General features: G+C 50.8%; 15 protein-coding genes and 3 tRNA genes. 10 read left to right on the top strand and 8 right to left on the bottom strand.

Going from position 1 to position 16,977, the window contains the following annotated elements:
* Positions 1–41: 41 nt before the first annotated feature.
* The 7 genes from KKF06_04310 to accD all read right to left on the bottom strand — a co-directional run bounded on the left by KKF06_04310 (position 42) and on the right by accD (position 4,824).
* Positions 42–123, bottom strand: a tRNA-Leu gene (locus KKF06_04310).
* A gap of 4 nt (positions 124–127) precedes the next feature.
* Positions 128–1,360: a UDP-N-acetylmuramoyl-tripeptide--D-alanyl-D-alanine ligase gene (locus KKF06_04305; protein MBU1616989.1), complete on the bottom strand. Its 1,233-nt coding sequence runs from the start codon at positions 1,358–1,360 to the stop codon at positions 128–130.
* Positions 1,361–1,396: 36 nt separating this feature from the next.
* Entirely contained in the window at positions 1,397–2,644 is a 1,248-nt protein-coding gene (gene rho, locus KKF06_04300) for a transcription termination factor Rho (GenBank protein MBU1616988.1), read from the bottom strand.
* Positions 2,645–2,795: 151 nt separating this feature from the next.
* Positions 2,796–2,877: transfer RNA gene (locus tag KKF06_04295), tRNA-Leu, on the bottom strand.
* Positions 2,878–2,902: 25 nt separating this feature from the next.
* A tRNA-Leu gene (locus KKF06_04290) sits at positions 2,903–2,987 on the bottom strand.
* A 5-nt stretch (positions 2,988–2,992) separates the two neighbouring features.
* The gene (locus tag KKF06_04285) at positions 2,993–3,964 is read right to left on the bottom strand and encodes an acetyl-CoA carboxylase carboxyltransferase subunit alpha (GenBank protein ID MBU1616987.1); all 972 of its coding nucleotides are present in this window, start codon (positions 3,962–3,964) and stop codon (positions 2,993–2,995) included.
* A 2-nt stretch (positions 3,965–3,966) separates the two neighbouring features.
* Positions 3,967–4,824 carry an acetyl-CoA carboxylase, carboxyltransferase subunit beta gene (gene accD, locus KKF06_04280; GenBank protein MBU1616986.1) on the bottom strand — a complete coding sequence of 286 codons (858 nt, stop codon included), beginning with the start codon at positions 4,822–4,824 and terminating at the stop codon, positions 3,967–3,969.
* Between the two features lie 68 nt (positions 4,825–4,892).
* Here accD and rpsT point away from each other — a divergent pair, with 68 nt between their 5' ends.
* The 4 genes from rpsT to KKF06_04260 all read left to right on the top strand — a co-directional run bounded on the left by rpsT (position 4,893) and on the right by KKF06_04260 (position 8,532).
* Positions 4,893–5,177, top strand: a complete 285-nt coding sequence (gene rpsT, locus KKF06_04275) for a 30S ribosomal protein S20 (protein MBU1616985.1) — start codon at positions 4,893–4,895, stop codon at positions 5,175–5,177.
* Entirely contained in the window at positions 5,177–6,016 is an 840-nt protein-coding gene (gene ispE / locus KKF06_04270; protein ID MBU1616984.1) for a 4-(cytidine 5'-diphospho)-2-C-methyl-D-erythritol kinase, read from the top strand. Before rpsT ends, ispE begins: the two co-directional genes overlap by 1 nt.
* 232 nt (positions 6,017–6,248) lie before the next feature.
* Entirely contained in the window at positions 6,249–6,620 is a 372-nt protein-coding gene (locus tag KKF06_04265; GenBank protein ID MBU1616983.1) for a hypothetical protein, read from the top strand.
* On the top strand, positions 6,565–8,532 hold the full coding sequence (locus tag KKF06_04260; protein ID MBU1616982.1) for a DUF2207 domain-containing protein: 1,968 nt from the start codon (positions 6,565–6,567) through the stop codon (positions 8,530–8,532). The genes KKF06_04265 and KKF06_04260 overlap by 56 nt, the downstream gene beginning before the upstream one ends.
* Here KKF06_04260 and KKF06_04255 read toward each other — a convergent pair.
* Positions 8,467–9,900, bottom strand: a complete 1,434-nt coding sequence (locus tag KKF06_04255; GenBank protein ID MBU1616981.1) for a PAS domain S-box protein — start codon at positions 9,898–9,900, stop codon at positions 8,467–8,469. The two genes, KKF06_04260 and KKF06_04255, sit on opposite strands and share 66 nt — an antisense overlap.
* A gap of 75 nt (positions 9,901–9,975) precedes the next feature.
* Here KKF06_04255 and KKF06_04250 point away from each other — a divergent pair, with 75 nt between their 5' ends.
* The 6 genes from KKF06_04250 to carB all read left to right on the top strand — a co-directional run.
* Positions 9,976–10,635, top strand: a complete 660-nt coding sequence (locus KKF06_04250) for a hypothetical protein (GenBank protein MBU1616980.1) — start codon at positions 9,976–9,978, stop codon at positions 10,633–10,635.
* On the top strand, positions 10,635–11,444 hold the full coding sequence (locus KKF06_04245; protein MBU1616979.1) for a hypothetical protein: 810 nt from the start codon (positions 10,635–10,637) through the stop codon (positions 11,442–11,444). The genes KKF06_04250 and KKF06_04245 overlap by 1 nt, the downstream gene beginning before the upstream one ends.
* Before the next feature lie 255 nt (positions 11,445–11,699).
* Positions 11,700–11,996 (top strand): RNA-binding protein, encoded by a 297-nt coding sequence (locus tag KKF06_04240; GenBank protein MBU1616978.1) that lies wholly within the window; start codon positions 11,700–11,702, stop codon positions 11,994–11,996.
* Positions 11,997–12,148: 152 nt separating this feature from the next.
* Entirely contained in the window at positions 12,149–13,273 is a 1,125-nt protein-coding gene (gene carA / locus KKF06_04235; protein ID MBU1616977.1) for a glutamine-hydrolyzing carbamoyl-phosphate synthase small subunit, read from the top strand.
* Complete coding sequence (locus tag KKF06_04230) at positions 13,270–14,121, top strand: Bro-N domain-containing protein (protein MBU1616976.1); 852 nt, start codon at positions 13,270–13,272, stop codon at positions 14,119–14,121. Before carA ends, KKF06_04230 begins: the two co-directional genes overlap by 4 nt.
* Positions 14,122–14,185: 64 nt before the next feature.
* The coding region (carB, locus tag KKF06_04225) for a carbamoyl-phosphate synthase large subunit (GenBank protein ID MBU1616975.1) at positions 14,186–16,977 on the top strand (2,792 nt) is incomplete at its 3' end.

Here is a 16,977-nt window from a genome sequence, read left to right as displayed (position 1 = left end):
TAATCATAAGCAAAAAGCTTGCGTAAGTCAACATAAGAAAATGCCTGGGAAGGGAGTCGAACCCTTAAGTCTTTCGACATACGCACCTCAAGCGTACGTGTATGCCAATTCCACCACCCAGGCACCATCAGTTCAGGGCTTCCACGACATCTTCCATCTTCATGCCGCGCGAACCCTTGATTAAAATTATATCACGCGGCTTGATTAATTTCTTTAGCATTTTTATTAGCTTAGTCTTATCATTATAATGATTGGCAGATTTGGGCCAATAGTCGCCAAACGTAAAAATGTGGTCAACTTTTTGTTTTCGTGCCAGAGCAAGCGCCTGACGATGCGCCGTGTTTGTCCGGCGCCCAAGTTCGAGCATGCTTCCCAGCACGGCGATCTTGCGGCCGGACATGCCGCCGATCGTCTTGAGCGCCGCCGCCATTGACTGAGGATTGGCGTTATAGGTGTCGTCAATTATTTTGGTCCGGTCCGGGTAATTGAAAACGTGCATCCGGCGGCTCGAAAGAGGAACGGTAGAAAGTCCTTTGACGATCGACGAGCGTTTGATCTTCAGGATCCTGGCGGCGGCGATCGCCGCCAGGGCATTGTAAATGTTGTGCTCGCCCGGTACGGGGAGATCGATCCCCAGGAGCTCTTTTGTCCCGACATCTGATCTTTCCAGGACGCCGAATGTGATGACCTTTGCTCCGCTCGTTCGCGCTCGTTCTTTTAAATGCTCAAAGTATTCGTCGTCCTGGTTGATGACGGCGTAATCGGTCCGCCGCAGAAAGTCAAAGATCTCCGCTTTTGCTCTGGCGATGTTCTTTTTGGTCTTGAGATGGGCCAGGTGCGATTCGCCAATGTTGGTGACGATCGCGATCTTTGGCCTGACCATCTCTGCCAGTTCCCGGATCTCGCCAAAACCCCGCATCCCCATTTCAATGACCGCGACCTGGTGTTTATTGGTCAGGTTCAAAAGGGTGAGGGGGACCCCGATCTCATTGTTGAAATTCCCTTCGTTCTTGAGGACCTGCTTTTCCTGGGCCAGGATCGAGGCGAGCATGTCTTTAGTCGTTGTTTTACCGGATGAACCGGTTACGCCGACGAACGGGATCTTGAATTTGTCGCGGTGATAGGTGGCCAGGATTTGCAGCGCCTTTAAGCCGTTGTTGACAAAGAGGGCGGACGCTCCGCGTTTTAGGGCTTCCGGAATAAATTTATAGCCGTCATATTTTACCCCTTTGATGGGGATAAAAAGCTGGCCCGGACCTGTCTTTCGAGAATCAGTGGATATGGAGGTGAAGCCGCGCGCGACCGGACCTTCGATCCGCGAGTCGGGAACGAGCTTAATGATCTCTTCGATCGTGAACATAGGTCAATAGTAGCCCACGCCCCAAACAGGGTCAAGCTACTTCTTGACGTCGGCAGAATCGTAGAACTGTTTGTTGGTCTTAAATTCCTTCAGCCTTTCGATCAGCTGCTCGGTAGCTTCAACGGTCTCGTAGCTGTCCATAACCTTGCGCAGGAGCCACATTTTCTTAAGGTCTTTTTCTTCCATCAAGAGCTCTTCGCGGCGGGTTCCCGAGAGCCGGACGTCAATTGCCGGGAAAATTCTTCGTTCAGCGAGCTTTCTGTTGAGGTGGAGCTCCATGTTGCCGGTCCCCTTAAATTCTTCGTAAATGATATCGTCCATTCTGGAGCCGGTATCAACCAGGGCAGTGGCGATGATCGTCAGAGAGCCTCCTTCTTCAATATTGCGGGCGGCGCCGAAAAATCGCTTTGGCCTGTGGAGGCAGGTCGGATCAAGGCCGCCGGAAAGGGTGCGGCCCGATGGCGGGGTGACCAGGTTATAGGCGCGGGCTAAACGGGTGATCGAATCCAGCAGGATCACCACATTTTTCCCTTCTTCAACCTGACGTTTGCATGATTCCAGCAGAAGCTCGGCGATCCGGATGTGATCCTCCGGCGGTTCGTCAAAGGTTGAAGCGACAACTTCTCCTTTGACCGAGCGCTGCATGTCGGTTACTTCTTCCGGCCGCTCGTCGACCAGCAAGACCTTGATCAAGGCTTCCGGAAAATTCGCGGTAATACTGTTGGCGATGTTTTTCAGCACGGTTGTTTTACCAGCCTTGGGGGGAGAAACGATTAGCGCGCGTTGTCCCATGCCAATTGGGGCGATCATGTCGATCAGGCGGGAAGTGATCGAAGCGTCGGGATGCTCCAGGGTGAAACGCTCGTTCGGGAAGATCGGGGTGAGGTGTTCGAACGGGACCCGGTCGCGGGCCGTTTCCGGGTTAACCCCGTTGATCGCTTCGATCTTCAGCAGGCTGTAATATTTTTCCCCTTCCTTGGGAGGCCGGACCTGACCGGTGACGTAATCGCCGTTCATCATGTCAAAACGGCGAATCTGGGTCTGGGAAACGTAGACATCTTCTCGGCTGGGGAGGTAGCCTCCGGTTCGCAGGAAGCCATAGTTCTCCGGCAGGATCTCCAGGACTCCCTTAGCGAACATAAACCCGTTCTTTTGGGTTTGCGCTTCTAGAATTTTGAAAACCAGATCGTGTTTTTTTAATTGGCGGTAATTTGGGAGATCAAGTCCTTTGGCAATTTCGTAAAGCTGGGGCAGGGTCTTACCTTCTAATTCAACAATATCCATTATTATCCTCCTTGAGATATATTGTGGTGCTGGTTTGTTTATTGAGAAATTGGAAATACATAGAAAAATTGTTAGGACTCAAAAAAGAAGAGGCCTCTCAACAAAACTTATTATACAATACTCCTTTTGTTTTGTCAATAAAAAATTGGAATGCCCAGGAGAGGATTTGAACCTCCACGAGTGTGACCTCGCCAGCACCTGAAGCTGGTGCGTCTGCCAGTTCCGCCACCTGGTCATAACCAATTTTTATTTATAAAATGCCGCTGGTCGGAATCGAACCGACACGGGGGTTAACCCCACCTGATTTTGAGTCAGGCGCGTCTGCCAGTTCCACCACAGCGGCACAAATCAGTCGTTAAAGATCCCCATTTTACGGTATTTATTGTAACGATCCGCGATCAGTTCCCTCGCGGAGAGGGAAAGCAGTGGATTCAGGTTCTTTATTATAGCAGATTTCAGATTTTTTGCGGCAAGCTTTGGGTCCTGGTGGGCGCCGCCGGGGGGTTCCTTGATGATCTCGTCAATTATACCAAGCTCGATCATATCCTTGGAAGTGATTTTCATGGCGATCGCCGCTTCGTTGGCCCGTTTGGCATCGCGGAAAAGGATCGAGGCGCACCCTTCCGGGCTGATGACCGAGTAGATGGCGAACTCCAGCATCAGGACCCGGTTCCCCATGGCGATCCCCAGAGCTCCACCCGAACCCCCTTCACCGGTAATGACCGCGACAAACGGGACGTTCAGCTCGGTCATTTCCCGCAGGTTTTTTGCGATCGCTTCCGCCTGGCCCCGCTCTTCGGCGCCTACGCCGGGATAAGCGCCTGGAGTGTCGATAAGAGAAATGACCGGTTTATTGTAACGCTCAGCCAGTCTCATGAGACGCAAGGCTTTTCGATACCCTTCAGGATGAGCGGTGCCAAAATTACGGGCAATGTTTTCTTTGGTCGAGTGCCCTTTTTGGTGGCCCATAACGACTACGGAGCGGCCGTCCAGGGTCGCTATCCCGCCTACGATCGCCGGGTCGTCGCCAAAATTACGGTCGCCGTGCAGTTCGATAAAATCATCAAAGATGCTTCCAAAGTAGTCAAGCGCGGTTGGCCGCTGGATAAAGCGGGCAACCTGGACGATCTGGCTGGGGTTTAGGTTGGCAAAGATCTGCTGGCGGACCGTGTCGATCCGTTTTTCCATCAGTTTGACCTCTTCAGTCATGTCAAATTTACCAGATTCGCTCATTGCTTTGAGCTTTTCCAGTTTATCGTAGAGCTCGATCAGCGGTTTTTCAAATTCCAGGATCTGACGGTTAACTTTTTTTTCTGCCATATTTAATTCTTGAAAAACTTTAACAGTTTAGTCAAGGTCTCCTTAAGCGCTCTTCGGTCGGCAACAATATCAAGCATGCCGTGGGCGAGCAGGTATTCGGACCGCTGGAAGCCTGGCGGCAATTTCTGCCTGATGGTTTGCTCAATGACCCGTGGGCCGGCAAAACAGATCAGGGCGTTTGGCTCGGCAATGTTGACATCTCCCAGCATCGCGAAACTGGCGGAGACCCCGCCGGTTGTGGGGTCGGTCAAAACAGAAATATAGGGGAGCCCGGTTTCGCGGAGGCGGCCCAGGACCGCGGAAGTTTTGGCCATTTGCATGAGCGACATGATGCTTTCCTGCATCCTGGCTCCGCCCGAAGTTGAAAAAATGATCACCGGAGATTTTTTTTCGATCGCTTCTTCGACCAGCCGGGCGATCTTTTCGCCGACCACGGAGCCCATGCTTCCACCCATGAAAGAAAAATCCATTATTCCGAGAGCAACGTTGTAGCCGCTGATCTTGGCGTGGCCGGTAACGATCGCGTCCTTGAGCCCTGATTTAAGGATAGAATCTTCGATCCTTGAGGTATAAGACTTTGAATCGGTAAAATTCAAAAAGTTTTTAGAGGTCAGGGAAGGGTTGATCTCATCAAAAGAATCGGTCAACTGGCGAACGCGCTCGGTTGAGGTTAATTTGAAATGATACCGGCACTTGGGGCAAACTTTTAAGTTCTCTTCCAAGTCCTTGGTGTAGATCGCCTGGCCGCATTTAAAGCATTTTACCCAAACATTTCCTGGGATATCTAATCTTTCGCGGGCGATCTCTTTTTGTTGTTGTTTTCGGTTAAACCAGTCGTGGATGCTCAAAGTGCTTGCCATGTTAGCGTATTTTATGGTATATTGTCAACCAGGGACCAGAGGGATGACCAAATCACACGGAGGGTATAATGGCAGAAGCAGTTAAGAAAAAGAAAAATATTTTACGACGCGGGGTCAAGAACATTCGCAAGGCGAAGATCAGGACAGCCCGCAATTTGATCGAGAAGAAAAAACTGAAACTGGCCATAAAAAGCGCGCGAACCGCGATCGTTAAAAAAACAGCTGAAATGGGTAATTTAGTTCAGACAGCGGTTTCGATAATTGATAAAGCGGCCGAACGGAAGCTTATCTACCGGACGAAAGCGGCCCGGATGAAGTCCCGTTTGATGCTTGCTCTAAACAAAGCAAAATAGTGCGGCTCAAAGCCTTTGCCAAGGTTAATTTAACCCTCAAGATCCTGGCCAGGCGGCCCGATGGTTACCACGACCTTGAATCAATAATGCAGTCGGTTTCTTTATGTGACTACATCTCATTAGCACCTCTTTCTTCCGGGATCAGACTTACTACCAACAACCAGCAACTTTCAGCTGACAAGACTAATTTGGCTTATAAAGCGGCGGAGCTGTTTTTTTCTGAATCGGCGAAAAAGGGCTTTGAAGGGGAAGGGGTTGCCGTTAAATTAGAGAAGAATATCCCTTTAGCGGCCGGGCTGGCAGGCGGATCCGCGGATGCGGCGGCGGTTCTTTATGGTTTAAATAAACTGGCTAATAAACCATTTACTGAAATTGAGCTCAGCGAGCTTGGGGCTCGATTGGGTTCTGATGTTCCTTTTTGCCTGAAAGGGGGCTGCTGTTTGGCGACAGGCCGCGGAGACAGGTTGTCTGCCAGGCCGATCGAAAAGAATAGTTATATATTGGTTGTTCCTCAAGTTGAAGTTTCAACTCCCTGGGCTTACCAGGAATTTGACCGGATAGCGGCTAGCGAACCACTGCTGATTGATGGACATCGCAACGATCTTCAGCCTGTGGTGGTCAGGCAGTATCCGGTCATTCAGGAAGTTATCAGCAAATTGATCGAATCCGGCTGTGAATGGGCCCAAATGTCCGGGAGCGGGCCGAGCGTTTTTGGCCTGGTCCGCGAGCCCAACCTTGGCCGGCTGACCGCCACTAAAATACGACACGCCTACCCCCGAACTTTTTTCGTCGAAACGGTCGAGGCCGGGGTAGAGAACGAACCCCATGCCAAACTTTAATGGCCGGCACGATCCGGGTAACAGCTGGGCCAGCCGGTTCCAGACTCATATTTTGTGCCGGCCTGGACAAGATCTTTTCCATTCAGCAGCAGTCTTGACGATCTTGCTCAAATTGGGGTCAAATATTTCCATTTTTCCGGGCAGCTTCATTTTGGTGTTTTATCATAATTAATAGTGACAGGTAGCTAAAAAACATATTCTGGTTTATAATCTGGCTCTGGAGGGGATTATTATGAAGAAATATTTTGTTGTTTTTATTATGTTGGTGATGGTCGCAAGCGCCGGGTTTGCCGTTGCCAAGCCTGGGCCATCGGACGAAAAAGCGAGAATTAAAGCCTGGGGGCCTTTGGCAAGCAAGCTCAAGGTCAAACTGACAAAGGCAGAAAAGCAAAAGATCAAGCAGGAGCGAAAGGCGAAGAGGGAGGCTCTTAAAAAGAAAAAAGCTGACAATGAAGCCAGGGTTTCCGAAGGGGCCCAAAAAATGGAGGCAAGGAAAAAAGAGCGCAAAGCCAAAGCGGACGTTAACGCGCTGAAGAGAAAGAGCCTGAATGAGACGGGGAAAAAAGCCAAGAAAAAAGCAAGTGGCGAAAAAAAACCTTTTTAACCGATACGTTCTGATAGCCGCGTTTTTGCTGGTTTCTTTGTCAGCGGCCGGCGCCAGGTCGCTTTATTGGGACCAAATTGCCGTTGACCTCACCATAAACCGCGACTCAACCGTTGATATTGTTGAAACCCAGACTTATGTTTTTACCGGAGCTTATAATGGCGGCTATCGGGACATCAAGCTCAAGGGGTTTGATGCGCTTTCTGATATTGAACTTTATGAGGATGATATAAAGTACCAAGAAGGAAGCCTTGATAAATACCATTACACAGTCAGCAATGAGAATGGTGCCCGTCGGATCAAGTGGCGTTCGCGAGATATTACCGAGCCGGAATATGACCAAACCCCGAAAACCTTTACCATTAAATATAAGGTTAAAGGGTTGATCGACCATCAGAAGAACTTTGACGAGCTCTATTGGAAGGCGATCTTTGAAGAACGGGATGGCGAGGTTAGAAAAGCCAGGGTTTTTGTTCGTTTTCCCGCTCCAGTGGGACCGACCAACCTGAAGGGAATGCTTTATACCGGTGTTTCCGGGGGGACCTGGCAGATCATCGACCCGCGAACGATAGTTTTTCGCGGAGAGAACCTTCCGCCCGGCGAAAAGTTCGAGATCAAAGTTGATTTTCCGCCAGGGATCGTCGCCAAGGTTTTTTCCCTGAAAAAAATGTTCAAGACCCGGGTTTCCCCATATCTTCCGTGGGCGGTTGCCGGTTTGGCCTTTTTCTGGATGATGGCGCTTTATATCAGGCTCGGCCGCGATTACGAAGTTAAAGGAGCGGAAAAAGTCCTGTCCAAACCGCCAAGCGACCTGTCGCCCGCTCTGGCGGGAACAATTATTGACGAAGAGGCGGGGATGAAAGAGATCATTGCCACGATCCTTGACCTATCCAGGCGCGGTTTTATCGAGATCACCGAAATTGTCAACAAGGCCTGGATCTTCACCATCCGTGATTTTGAATACCAGCTTAAGGCGGCGCCGGTTGGATTAAGCGATTATGAAGATAAGATCATCCAGGGAGTATTTGGCCTTCCCAGGGTCGGGGATAAAGTAAAACTTTCCTCACTGCGCGAAAAGTTCTATACGAACGTTGAGGGGATCATTGACCTGATCTTCAAACAAACGGTCCGTCGCGGTTACTTTGAGATGGATCCGCGCGCCGTAAAGACCAGGTACTACTTTATCGCGCTTGGGGTCTTTATCCTTGGGATGGTCATCTCCGCTTTGGGGGATATTGAAGTGGCGTTCATAAACGTGATGGTAGCGGCTTTCTTTTTTCTGCCAGGGCTTTTCTTTGTTCAGGCGGTTAAAGGGAGACAGCTGGCTCAGCTTGTATTATTGCTGCCGTTTTTTATCGCGGCTTTAGTGCTGCTCGGCCCGTTCACTCAGCTGTTTAATAATTCCACCTCGATCTTGCTGGTGCCTCTTGGGCAGGGACTTTTGTTTTCCGGGATCATTGTCGCGCTGTTTGCCCCGCTAATGCCCAGGAAAACGCTGGCCGGCTCTAAAGCGAAAGAAGAATGGCTCGCTTTTCGCAATTATTTAAAAAAAGTGAAAGGTGATCCCAAGAGCTTTGAGCAATATCTTCCTTACGCGGTCGCTTTTGGCGTAGAGACGGCCTGGATAAATAATCTGGCCGACCAGTCGCTGGCGGCTCCGCCTTGGTATCATTCAACTTTTACTGACGGCAGCGGTCAGACTTTCCACGCCAGTTCAATCGGAGGTTTTGGTGGCGGAAAAAGCGGTGGTGGCGGTGCGGGCCGGAGCTTTTCGGTGGGGGAGATGTCAGGGAGTTTTCATGGGATGGTAACGGAGATGTCCTCATCTCTAAGCAGCAGCCCCTCGTCAAGCGGCGGCGGGAGCGGAGGAGGAGGCGGTGGAGGCGGGGGAGGTGGTGGAGGTGGCTGGTAGGGTAAAGTAGAATCGGGAACCCTGGCCAACGGTGCTTTCAACTCCGATCTTGCCGCCGTGAGCTTCGACCGCCAGCTTGCAAAAGGTAAGTCCCAGGCCGGTGTCGATCTTGGTCTTCATCTTCTGGTCCTCGACCTTGAAGAATTTATCAAAGACCCGGGCTAAACATTCCCGGGGGATCCCTTCGCCGTTGTCAGCGACCTCAAAAACCAGATGATCTTTTTCTTCCCTGATCCGCAGCTCTATTGTGCCGCCGTCAGGAGTATGTTTGAGCGCGTTCGAAAGCAGGTTTTCCAACACCCTGGTCAGCAGGTTCAGGTCGGCGGTAATATTGATGTCGATCAATTTATTGAGAATGACCACTTTCCCCTGCTGCTGGCCGTAACTGACGACCCAGGCCAGGTTGTTCGCCAGTTCCCGGGCGGAAAAGGTTGTTCTGGAGAGGACAAGCTGGTTTTCTTCTATCTTTTTGATATCGAGCAGGTCCATGATCAAATTAAAAAGCTTCTTGGTGCTGGAGGCGGCGATACCGGCCAGCTTTTTTTGCTCTTCATTGATCGGGCCGACCCGCTCCTTGAGAAGGAGGTCGACTGCCCCCTGGATCCCGGTCAGCGGGTTCTTGAGATCATGGATGATCATGTGGGTCAGGTCTTCGCGGAGCTTTTCCAGCTGCATCCGCTCCGTTACGTCGCTGATCATGGTCAGGCTCCTGACCGGAGCTCCTTTTTCGTCTTTCATTATAGTGTCAACCACCCGGCCGCACATCACTTGGTTCTTGCTGTTAAAAAAGGTGATTTCATACGCAGGCGCGGCCTTTCCCTGCAAGCGCCGTGAAAAGTTCTTCATAATGATCGCCTTGCTCTCTTCGGTCAGGAAAGGGAGAATGATCAGGTTCTTGCCGATGATCTCTTCCGTCTTGTAGCCCAGCCACTCTTGCAGGCGGTCGTTGGCGGAAAGGACTATCCCGTTGGTATCGGTCAACAATATCGCTTCCGGAGAGATCTCAAAGATCGACTGGTATTTTCGTTCGATATCCTGGTAAAACTCGTTGATCGTCGCCGCTTCTTTGGTCCATCGCCTGATGCTGGCGTAGATCATCAGCATGGAAGCGGCCCAGACCACAAAGACCGGGAAAACGTATTGGACCCCGATCCGGACATCGAGGAACATCGCCAGGGTAGCGACTATCCCGAGACAATACATAGTCAGTAGCCAGCCAAAGGTCATGATTAAAACCAATTTGCCGAAGATCGCGCCATGGACATTTCGGTTAAACCGGTATGAAGAAAAGAGGAAATACAAGCTCCCCGAAATTAATGAAGGCCAGCCGAAAGCTAAAATAAGGAATCGCAGCAACTCAATGGTCATGTCCGCGCAATATACCATAAATAAAGGCGGAAGCACAGGTTGAAATTATTTTGGTTAATATCCGAGATAATATTGATGCTATTAGTCGCTAATAACGGGATATTATTTCGTTCCAACAAAGCTGTCGCCGCATACCAGCGGATCCGCCATAAAGCGGTCCGGGTTATGCGGGCAGACTGCCAGGCGTTCCCCGATGGGTCGATCGATCTTGACCTCTCGAACCTAAAAGGGCGGATATCGGTCCTGGCCACGACCGGAGAATCGCTTGAAACGGAGTCCCATAACGCGCCGCTTCCTTTGATCACTGCCGCTCGAACGATCGGGCGGGGGCTGTTGGACTTTACCTTGCTGCCGTTTGACAGCTCGCTTTTACAAAAGCAATTCAGGAGCATTGAGATGCTGCAGCCGTTAAAGGCATTGGCTGATTTCCCGACCAGGACCCTGGTCGCTGAGGCTTTTTCCCCGACCCTGGAATTTTGGGCCAAATATAACAATGAAGGAAAACCGGTCGATTATCTGTTTCTTTGCGGCTACATTGCCGTTGGCGGACATCTTTTGCCAGGATTGAGCGCTCAATTCTACAATCTGGCGGAGCTAAGGGCCGATGAAAGGTTCCACTCCGCGGCCGGTTACACCAGGAGCGGAGATCTCTTTATTTTTCCAACGGTCAAGGAAGCGGAGATCTTTCATGCCCATATTGATTTTCACGCTCAGGTGAATGGGGCGCTTCCGTAATGCTGTCAAAAATAATGGCTCAATTGCCGAGCAACAGGACCATCGCCAGGTTTCGTTTGAAAATGAAGGCAGATGACATTGATCGGCGCATTGCCGGGATCAAACTAATGGCCAGGATTGGGCCCGGGGTCCTGGAGCGGGAAGAACCGTTAAAAGGGAAATATTGCGTTGGAGAAGTTTTAGCCGATGGAAGCCGGATCGTCAAATTCGGTCCTTATCAGTCAAGCAATGGCTATTTTCGCCGTGAAATACCGATCGCTCTGCTCGAAGAGGCGTTGGGATCCCCGGTCCTCCCTGCCGGGCGAGGCGCGAAGCTGAATGTTTCTTCTCCGGATGCTGCAGCGATCAAGGTAGCGGCCGGGATCATCCGCTCTTTTGACGCGATCTGGCCGGGCAGAGTACTTTTTCCGCCAAAGAAAGAGACGTTCAGGGGGCAGGAGACCGCTTTTGCCTCTTTTGGCGCGGCTTATCAATTAGCGCATGTTAAAATGTTTCTTCACTTCAAAGATGCCCGTTGGGAGCTCGGTTGGACCGGTTATCGGCTGGCGGAGATGAGCCGGCAATCCCCGGAACTTTCCTTTTTACTGGGGAGCAAGGAAGATCAAGGGAGGCTCGAAGGCTGGCAGATCCTTAATACCGGTACCGCTTTGTTTTGCAAGCGTTTAGCCGAACCCCCTTTCTTTTTGAGACCGGGTGACCAGTCGGGATATTTGGCTTTAAATGTGGAAACGGCCGGAGCCAGCGGTCAGATCTATGAACAGCTTGGCCTGACGGCAGAGGGGATCATTGAGCCGCCGGAGTATCCATAATAGAGTGAAATTAATTGCCTTGGTGACCGATAACTATTTAGATGGGACGGCAACAAGGCCGGTCCCCATGAGTCGATAAAAAAAAGGATTGACAAGAAATAAGAGCCGTGTTACTATTAAACACGTAAGAGTCGAAGTTAATGAGCAGATGTATGAAGTTACAAATGAATACCAAAGTTTCTGCCCCGGTCTTCAGTGGTCCCAGCGACCTCACGCCATTAATCGCAGAAGAATTCACATTTAGGAGAAAATACTATGAAAAGTATATTTGTTGGTAACCTGCCATGGTCCGTTGCCGATGCTGATCTTCAAGCGAAATTCGCTGAATTCGGCAACGTAATTTCGGCCCGGGTAGTCAGCGATAAGTTCTCGGGCAAGTCCCGGGGATTTGGTTTTGTTGACATGGAAGATGCCGATGCCGAAAAAGCTATTGCCGGGATGACCGGTTATAAGTGGGGCGATCGGGAAATCACCGTTAACGAAGCCCGGCCGAAGACCGAGGGCGGTCGCGGCGGAGATCGCGGCGGACGCAGGGATTTCAACCGGTTCTAACCGGGATCTTTCCTGAAAAAGTCAAACGGTCCGGGGTAAAACCCGGACCGTTTTTTTATATAAAACATTTGACACAGTTTTGGGGCAAGTGTTAGAATAAAAGCAATAAAGGGAACGCCCCGATCCACGACTCGGGGCTTTTTTTTGACCAAATGAAAGCAATACTCGCACTAGAAGATGGAACAATATTTGCAGGAAGATCTTTCGGCGCGGTAGGGGAAAGATGCGGTGAAGTTGTTTTCAATACCTCGCTGACCGGCTACCAGGAAATACTGACCGATCCTTCATATAAGGGACAGATCGTCTGCATGACTTATCCGCTGATCGGCAACTACGGGATCAACGAAGAAGACCTGGAATCGGCTATTCCCCACTGCGAAGGGTTTGTGGTCCGAGAAAACTCTCAAATCGCCTCCAATTTCCGCTCCACCGGCAAACTTGACGACTATCTAAAAAAGCACGGGATCATCGGGATCGAGGGGATCGATACCCGGATGCTGACCAGGCGGCTTCGTCTGCAAGGATCACTAAAAGGGATCATTTCTACCACAGAAAACGATACTCAAGCATTGGTAAAAAAGGCAAAAGAATCGTCTGGGGTTGAAGGGGTCGACCTGGTTAAGGTCGTTACCTGTAAGAAGCCTTACGTTTGGAATGAAACTAGCTACGCTAAAATGTCAAATGACCAATGTCAAATGACAAATGAATGTAAATATCATATTGTCGCTTATGATTTTGGGATTAAGTTCAATATTTTGCGCAATTTTCAGCGGCTTGGCTGTAGGATAACGGTTGTTCCGGCGACTACTCCGGCAGCCGAAGTTTTGGCCATGAATCCTGACGGTATTTTTCTCTCAAACGGTCCGGCCGATCCGGCGGCGGTTACTTACGCGATTGAAAACATCAAACAATTGATCGGTAAAAAGCCGATCTTTGGCATTTGCCTTGGCCACCAGCTCATCGGGTTGGCGATGGGGGCCAAGACCTACAAGCTAAAATTTGGCCATCATGGCGGGAACCAGCCAACGATGGATCTTAATACCAGGAAAGTTGACATTACCTCGCAAAACCACGGGTTTGCCGTTGATCCCAAAACTTTTACCAAAGAGATGGAAGTGACCCATATCAATTTAAATGACGAAACGGTCGAAGGGTTCCGGCATACCAAACTGCCGGTCTTTTCGGTCCAGTACCACCCGGAAGCGGGACCGGGACCGCGCGACGCGCACTATTTATTTGATAAGTTTATTGGGATGATTGAGGAGAGTAAGAAATGACAAATAAGCCGGAAAAGCAAATAGCGATTTTCCGTGGGAAAGAGATCAGAAAAACCATCCATAACGACGAATGGTGGTTTTCTGTCGCTGATGTGGTGGAGGTATTGACAGATAGTTCCGACCCGCGCCAATACATTAAAAAAATGAGGCAGAGAGATAATGAGCTGGATGGCAAGTGGGGTACAATTTGTACCCCACTTGAATTAAGCGCCCCTGATGGGAAAATTAGAGAAACTAATTGCGCTAATACTGAAGGTGTTTTTCGTATAATACAGTCAATTCCTTCAATCAAAGCCGAGCCATTTAAGCGCTGGTTGGCAAAGGTTGGATACGAACGGATCCAGGAGATCGAAGATCCTGAACTGGCGACTAAAAGAACTCGCGCTTTATATAAAGCAAAAGGATACCCGGAGGCTTGGGTAGAGAAACGGATGCGCGGTATCGCGATCAGGGAAGAACTGACCGATGAATGGCAAAAAAGGGGAATAAAGGAGCAAAAGGAATACGCGATTTTGACCGCAGAGATAGCTAATGCGGCTTTTGGCATGACGCTGAGTGAATACAAAAAACACAAAGGCCTGAACAGAGAGAATTTGCGCGACCATATGACCGATTTGGAGCTGATTTTCTCTATACTTGGTGAGGCGGCCACTACCGAAATTACTCGCAATAAAAACCCCAAGGGTTTTAATGAAAACAAAAAAACAGCACGGGCAGGCGGCGCGGTGGCGGGAAGAGCAAGGGAAGACCTGGAGAAGCGAAGCGGTAAAAAGGTTGTGTCCAAAGAAAATTATTTGGGGTTGGGAGAACAGGATGAGTTGATGCGAATTGAAGGGTACAACAAATGACAAATGAATGGATGGAAACCGTCCCGATCCGATCGGGACTGGCTTCCCGAAAAGGATAGACTGAATGCCTAAACGCACTGACATTAAAAAGATCATGATCATCGGGGCCGGGCCGATCGTTATCGGCCAGGCGTGCGAGTTTGATTACTCCGGTTCGCAGGCGTGCAAAGCGCTGAAAGAAGAGGGGTACGAAGTAATTCTGATCAACTCCAACCCGGCGACAATTATGACCGACCCGGAGCTCGCTCACCGGACCTATGTTGAGCCGATAACGCCGGAAATGTGCGCCAAGATAATTGAAAAAGAACGTCCCGACGCGCTGCTGCCGACGCTTGGCGGGCAGACCGCCCTCAACACCGCGGTAAAACTGGCGGAAATGGGAGTACTGGATAAATTCAAAGTTGAAGTGATCGGGGCGAATATCGCGTCGATCAAAATGGCGGAAGAAAGGGACCTCTTTAAGCAGGCGATGGAAAAAGCGGGGCTTGATGTCCCTAAATCTGGCTTTGCCCACAACATGGAAGAGGCAAGGGTGACGATGGAAAAGGTCGGCTTGCCGGTCATTATCCGGCCGAGCTTTACCCTGGGGGGGACCGGTTCCGGGATCGCCTACAACATTGACGAATTTGAGAAGATCGCCAAGCTGGGCCTGGAGCTTTCGCCGACCAGCGAGATCCTGATCGAAGAGAATTTGACCGGCTGGAAAGAGTACGAGCTGGAAGTAATGCGCGACAAGAAAGATAACGTCGTCATTATCTGTTCGATCGAGAACTTTGACCCAATGGGGGTCCACACCGGCGATTCGATCACCGTCGCGCCGGCGCAGACCCTGACCGACCGGGAATATCAAAACCTGCGGGACCAGTCGATCGCGGTCATTCGGGCGATCGGGGTCGAAACGGGGGGCTCCAATATTCAATTCGCGGTCCATCCTGATACCGGACGGGTGGTGATCATTGAAATGAACCCGCGTGTTTCTCGCTCCTCTGCCCTGGCCTCCAAGGCGACCGGCTTCCCGATCGCCAAGTTTGCCGCCAAGTTGGCGGTTGGTTATACATTGGACGAGATCCCCAACGACATTACCAAAGAGACCCCGGCCTCCTTTGAACCGTCGATCGATTACTGTGTTATTAAGATCCCGCGCTTTACGTTTGAAAAATTCCCCGATGCCGAGCCGATCATTGGGACTTCGATGAAGTCGGTCGGCGAGACGATGGCGATTGGCCGGACCTTTAAAGAAGCGCTGCAAAAAGGGCTCCGTTCCCTTGAGATCGGCCGGGCCGGTCTTGGTGCTGATGGTAAAGATGAGGTCAACCCAGAGTTATTGAACAACAAACTGACTATCCCGAACCCCGACCGGATATTTTACGTGAAGCATGCCCTTCAGTCCGGGATGACCATGGATGAGGTCTTTGAACTTTCCAGGATCGACCGCTGGTTCCTGCGGAATATGAAGGAGATCATTGATGAGGAGAAAGGGATCAAGGCATCAAGTCAGAAAATATTAAAAGACAAAGAGGCGCTGTTTCGTGCCAAACAATACGGTTTTTCCGATAAACAACTCGCTTATTTGACCGGGGAGACGCCCGAAGAGGTCAGAAAAAAGCGAAAAGAGCTTGGAGTGGCGGCGGTCTATAAGCTGGTCGACACCTGCGCCGCGGAATTTGAGGCCTATACCCCGTATTATTATTCGACTTACGAGACCGAGTGCGAGGTCAGAAGTTCCCAAAAGAAAAAGATCATGATCCTGGGGGGCGGGCCGAACCGGATCGGGCAGGGGATCGAGTTCGATTACTGCTGTGTCCACGCCTCCTTCGCGATCCGCGAAGAAGGTCTTGAATCGATCATGGTCAATTCCAACCCGGAAACGGTCTCGACCGATTATGACACCTCCGACCGCCTCTATTTTGAGCCGGTGACGGTCGAAGACGTGCTGAATATTGTTGACAAAGAGCATCCGGACGGGGTGATAGTCCAGTTTGGCGGACAGACCCCGCTCAATATCGCTCTGGCGCTGGAGAAGGCGGGGGTGCCGATCATCGGGACATCGCCAGCTTCGATCGACAGGGCGGAAGACCGCAAACGTTTCGCGGCGATGCTCCGCAAGCTCAAGCTCAATCAACCGCCGAACGGGACTGCCACGTCAAAAGTAGAAGCAAAAAAGATCGCCAACCGGATCGGCTACCCGGTTCTGGTCCGGCCAAGCTATGTTCTGGGCGGACGGGCGATGCGGCTGGTCTACGGCGAAGACGAACTGGAAGACTTTATGCAGAACGCGGTGAAGGTTTCGCCTGAACATCCAATCCTGGTCGACAAGTTCCTGGATGATGCCATTGAAGTTGATGTTGACTGCGTGTCCGACGGCAAGCAGACGATGATCTGCGGCATTATGGAGCATATTGAAGAAGCGGGGATCCATTCGGGGGATTCGGCCTGCTCCATTCCGCCGTATTCCTTGAGCAAGAGCGTGGTTGAAACGATCAGGAAAAACACCTATGCCATGGCCAAAGAACTTAAAGTTATTGGCCTGATGAACACCCAGTTCGCGATCAAGGGGGGGAAGGTTTACGTTTTAGAAGTTAACCCCCGCGCCTCCCGGACTGTCCCCTTTGTCAGCAAAGCGACCGGTGTCCCCTGGGCCAAAGTCGCGACCAAGGTTATGCTTGGCAAATCGCTCAAAGCACAGAAAGCGAGCGAAGTTGAGGTCAAACATTTTTCTGTCAAAGAAGCGGTCTTTCCCTTTAACCGGTTTCCGGGAGTCGACGCGATCCTGGGGCCGGAGATGAGATCGACCGGCGAGGTCATGGGTATCGACAAGACCTTCGGCACGGCATATCTCAAAAGCCAGATCGAGAT

This window comes from Candidatus Margulisiibacteriota bacterium (assembly GCA_018822365.1).
In the GTDB taxonomy this organism is placed as follows: domain Bacteria; phylum Margulisbacteria; class WOR-1; order O2-12-FULL-45-9; family XYB2-FULL-48-7; genus XYB2-FULL-45-9.
This window is presented reverse-complemented; position numbering and strand designations above follow the sequence as displayed.